Source organism: Kumtagia sp., from assembly GCF_059502445.1.
On the sequence record NZ_JCACER010000042.1, the window covers coordinates 1 to 4,677 of the forward strand.

Sequence of the window (4,677 nt, forward strand, 5' to 3'; positions counted from 1 at the left end):
CTGTTGAAGGACCGGCCCCTACGTAGGATCTTGGTGCCTTTCCTACATAAGGCCGCATCACTGGGAAAAGACGCCGCATGTCAGGACCGCCGCGTAGCCGGAGCGGGGCAGGCTGCCGGCCTTATCCCCAGCGGTGTCATCGACCCTTTACGCGGGTCGGCTCTCTTTCCGTGCACTTTCGCCCGATTCAGCGATATTGGGTGGCATGATACCGTCGGCGGCGCGACCCGCGGCGGGAGAGGATCGAGCGACGGTCGATGGCGGAAAACCAAGCGAAGGACGGTCGGCGGCTGGCGCGGCTTGCATGGGGCCGCCTCGGCCAGGCGCGCTGGCTGCTTGCGGCGGGCGTCGCCGCGATCCTGCTGCTGCATGCCGCGGGCGGCGGCCCGCTGCCGCTCGTGCTGGCGGCGATCGCCGCGCTGGTCGCCGTCGCGGCGCTGGTGCCGCGCCGCCTCGCATCCGGCCGGATCGCCACCGAGGCGGCGGGCGCCCGCGCGCCGCTGCCGGAAAACCTCTCGGCGGCGAACCTGGCCGCCGCCGTCGCCGACCCGCTGATCGTCTTCGACGAAAGGGGGGCGGTGGTGCTCGCCAACAGCGCCGCCGCGACGGCCTTCGGCAACATCGAACCCGGCATCCTGCTGCCGCTGAAGTTCCGCGCCCCCGAACTGCAGCAACTGCTCGAGCGCATGCTGTCCGGCGAGGCGCCGTCGATGACCGTCGACCATGTCGAGCGCATCCCGATCGAGCGCGTCTACCGGGTCACGGCGACCGCGGTCGGCAACGGCTCGGGCCTGTTCGTGGTCGTCTTCAAGGACCAGAGCGAGGCGCGCCGCATCGACCGCATGCGCGCCGACTTCATCGCCAATGCCAGCCATGAGCTGCGCACGCCGCTGGCCTCGATCGCCGGCTTCGTCGAGACGCTGCGCGGACCTGCGAGGAACGACGCCGCGGCGCGCGAGCAGTTCCTGCAGATCATGCAGAACCAGACCGCCCGCATGGCGCGCCTGATCGACGATCTGCTGTCGCTGTCGCGGCTGGAGATGAAGGCGCTGTCGGCGGCCGGCGCCAGGGTCGACCTGGTCGGCGTGGTCGAGAATGTCGTGGATACGCTGCGCCCGCTCGCGGCCGACAGCGGCGTGGTCATCGAGAACAAGGTGGGTCCCGGCAGGATCGAGGTCGCCGGCGACCGGGACGAGCTGTTCCAGGTCTTCGAGAACCTGGTGGAGAACGCCTGCAAATACGGCCAGCAGGGCGGCCGCGTGGTGGTGTCGGTCGTCCCCACCGCGGCCGGCGAGGTCGCCATCGAGGTGCGCGACTTCGGCCCGGGCATTCCGGAAGAGCATATTCCCCGCGTCACCGAGCGCTTCTACCGGGTGGACGTCGACAGCAGCCGCGCCCAGAAGGGCACGGGCCTTGGCCTTTCCATCGTCAAGCACATCGTCACCAGGCACCGCGGCCGGCTGGCGATCAGCTCGCGGCTGGGCGAGGGATCGGCCTTCACGGTCCACCTTCCGGCCGAATAGCGCATGTCTCCCGAAAGCGGGCAACGGTTTCGGGATAAAGATATGCACAAAATCAAGATTCTATGGCACGTCGCGTGAATCCTCTTTCACGTGACGTGCCATAGGCGGATTCGTCATACTGTAACACGGCTGGTCTAAGGGTCTGGCGGAGTCTACCTTAACGCGTCCGAGCATGTTGCAGAACCATGACCGTCATGCCATCGCATCACATCGTCAGCGCCTATGACGACGAGCTGAAACATCTGACGCGCAAGATCGCCGCCATGGGCGGCCATGCCGAGCGCATGGTCGACCAGGCCGTCTCGGCGCTGGTCCATGCCGACCCGACCCTGGCACGCAAGGTCATCGCCGACGACCTGTTCCTCGACGAGGCGCAGCGCGACATCGACGACAGGACCATTTTGATGATCGCCCGGCGCCAGCCGCTCGCCGTCGACCTGCGCGAGATCATCGGCGCCATCCGCATCGCCGCCGACCTCGAGCGGGTCGGCGATCTCGGCAAGAACGTCGCCAAGCGCACCATCGCCGTCGCCGACGGTCTCGACCCGACCAGCCCGTTCCGCGGCCTGCAGGCGCTTGCCGACCTGGCGCTGACGCAGCTCAAGGACGTGCTGGACGTCTATGCGACGCGCGCCGTCGACCGCCTGGGGGCGACGCGCGACCGCGACGACCAGATCGACGCCATGTACACCTCGCTGTTCCGCGAACTCCTCACCTACATGATGGAGGATCCGCGCAACATCACGCCCTGCACGCATCTGCTGTTCTGCGCCAAGAACATCGAGCGCATCGGCGACCACGCCACCAACATCGCCGAGACGATCTACTACATCGTCACCGGCGAGCAGCTTCCGGCGAACCGGCCGAAGGAAGACAAGAGCCACCGCGTGCGGATCGGGCCGTCCTGAGCGCTCGCGGCCGCCCGCCTCGCCTTTCCCCAGGGCCGTCGGTGGCGGCCGGCACCTTCTTCAGACACCAGCGATTGCAACCGTGCGCATCGAAGGCCTCGACTGACACCCAAAAAGTGTCCACGATGTCTCCGGACGCACGACCGCCTTTTCCCGATCCGGGAGCGAGGCGGCCGGGCCCGACTCGGTTTGTCATGCGCATCGGCCCTGCAACCAGGGGAGGAGGCAGCGCGAGGCAGAGGGCGGGATGAAACGACCGGAACTGAAAGCAGGGGAAGACATGCTCGACAAGACACCCACCCTCCAGGCGGCGGCCTGGCTCGGCTCCTTCGCCGCGGCGCTCGACAAGGGCGACATCGACACGGCGGCGAGCCGGTTCCTCGACGACTGCTACTGGCGCGACCTGCTGGCCTTCACCTGGAACATCAAAACCTTCGAAGGTCGGCCGGCGATCCGCGACATGCTGGCTGCGACGCTTCCCGCGACCCGTCCGTCGAACTGGCGGATCGCCGGGGAGGCGACGGCGAAAGACGGAACGATCGAGGCATGGTTCACCTTCGAGACCGCGGTGGCGCGCGGGGAAGGCATGCTGCGGCTCCGCGACGGCCGCTGCCGCACCTTCTTCACCGCCGTCGGCGAGCTGAAGGGTTTCGAGGAGCGCAAGGGCCCGGGCCGGCCGCTCGGCGTCACCCACAGGGCCGACCGCAACCGCGAGACCTGGTCGGAGGCCCGCCGGCGCGAGGAAGCGGCGCTCGGCTCCACCGAGCAGCCCTATTGCCTGGTCGTCGGCGGCGGCCAGGGCGGCATGGCGCTCGGCGCGCGGCTGAAGCAGCTCGGCGTGCCGGCCATCATCCTGGAGAAGAACGACCGCCCCGGCGATTCCTGGCGCAACCGCTACCGCTCGCTCGTGCTGCACGATCCGGTCTGGTACGACCATCTGCCCTACATGCCCTTTCCCGAGCACTGGCCGGTGTTCACGCCCAAGGACAAGATGGGCGACTGGCTGGAGATGTATGCGCGGGTGATGGAGCTCACCTACTGGACGCGCTCGACCTGTACCGCCGCATCCTATGACGAAGCGGAAAAGGTCTGGACCGTGACGGTCGACCGCGACGGCGAGCGGGTGACGCTGAAGCCGAAACATCTCGTCTTCGCCACCGGCGCCTACGGCCCGCCGCGCATGGTCGCACTGCCCGGCGCTGAAGACTTCAAGGGCGAGATCCTGCATTCCAGCCGGTATGCCGACGGCGCGCGCTTCCGCGGCAAGCGCTGCGCGGTGATCGGCGCGGCAAGCTCCGGCCACGACGTCAGCGTCGACCTGTGGGAGGCCGGCGCCGAGGTGACGATGATCCAGCGCTCGCCGACCACCGTGGTGAAGTCGGACACGCTGATGGATCTCGCCTTCGAGGTCTATTCCGAGGACGCCCTGGCCAAGGGCATCTCCGTCGACAAGGCCGACATGATCGTGGCCTCCATGCCGTTCGCGCTGCTGCCGGAAGGCCAGAAGGCGCTCTACGACCGCATCCGGGCGCGCGACGCCGGCTTCTACGACCGGCTCTCCGCCGCCGGCTTCGCCATCGACTTCGGCGACGACGAGACCGGGCTGATGATGAAGGCCTACCGCACCGGCTCGGGCTACTACATCGACGTCGGCGCCTCGCAGCTCATCATCGACGGCGAGATCGCCGTGCGCAGCGGCGTTTCGATCGAGCGGCTGACGCCGACCGGCATCCTGTTCGACGACGGCAGCGAGATCAAGGCCGACGCCGTCATCGCCTGCACCGGCTACCAGTCGATGCACGAGACGGTGGCTGAGATCGTGTCGCGCGAGGTGGCCGACGCGATCGGGCCGTGCTGGGGCCTCGGCTCCGGCGTGCGCGGCGACCCCGGCCCCTGGCAGGGCGAGCCGCGCAACATGTGGAAGCCGACGGCGCAGGAGGCGCTGTGGTTCCACGGCGGCAACCTGGCGCTGTCGCGCTTCTATTCGAAATTCGTGGCGCTGCAGCTCAAGGCGCGCATGGAAGGGCTGGAAACGCCGGTGTATGGGGCGCCTGGGTAAGCTGGCCGGGAGCCTCGATAAGGCCCCCTCTCCGTCTCGGGCTACGCCCTCGACACCTCTCCCCCACTCCGTGGGCGCGAGGAATCCAGGCTGGAGAGGCGCCGCCCTCGCGGCAGCGGTTCCTCGCCCCCGCAAAGCGGCTACGGCATGCACACATCTCTGAGAACCCAACCTTTGGCGATGGCTC

General features: G+C 68.3%; 3 protein-coding genes. All 3 read left to right on the forward strand.

Features of this window, described 5'->3' with window-relative positions; translation table 11 throughout:
• Positions 1 to 257 precede the first annotated feature (257 nt).
• The 3 genes from AC5JDC_RS14975 to AC5JDC_RS14985 all read left to right on the forward strand — a co-directional run bounded on the left by AC5JDC_RS14975 (position 258) and on the right by AC5JDC_RS14985 (position 4,490).
• A complete protein-coding gene (locus AC5JDC_RS14975; protein ID WP_495842283.1) occupies positions 258 to 1,523 on the forward strand; it encodes an ATP-binding protein in 1,266 nt (421 codons plus the stop codon).
• Positions 1,524 to 1,717: 194 nt separating this feature from the next.
• Positions 1,718 to 2,431 (forward strand): phosphate signaling complex protein PhoU, encoded by a 714-nt coding sequence (gene phoU / locus AC5JDC_RS14980; protein ID WP_495842285.1) that lies wholly within the window; start codon positions 1,718 to 1,720, stop codon positions 2,429 to 2,431.
• 280 nt (positions 2,432 to 2,711) lie between these two features.
• Positions 2,712 to 4,490, forward strand: coding sequence for an NAD(P)/FAD-dependent oxidoreductase (locus tag AC5JDC_RS14985; RefSeq protein WP_495842287.1), 1,779 nt, complete (start codon positions 2,712 to 2,714; stop codon positions 4,488 to 4,490).
• Positions 4,491 to 4,677: the final 187 nt, after the last annotated feature.

What these genes read in the sequence shown, in the direction of transcription:
- AC5JDC_RS14985 (WP_495842287.1), top strand. Translation starts at nt 2,712, where the DNA reads ATGCTCGACAAGACACCCACCCTCCAGGCGGCGGCCTGGCTCGGCTCC.
- AC5JDC_RS14975 (WP_495842283.1), top strand. Translation starts at nt 258, where the DNA reads ATGGCGGAAAACCAAGCGAAGGACGGTCGGCGGCTGGCGCGGCTTGCA.
- phoU (WP_495842285.1), top strand. Translation starts at nt 1,718, where the DNA reads ATGCCATCGCATCACATCGTCAGCGCCTATGACGACGAGCTGAAACAT.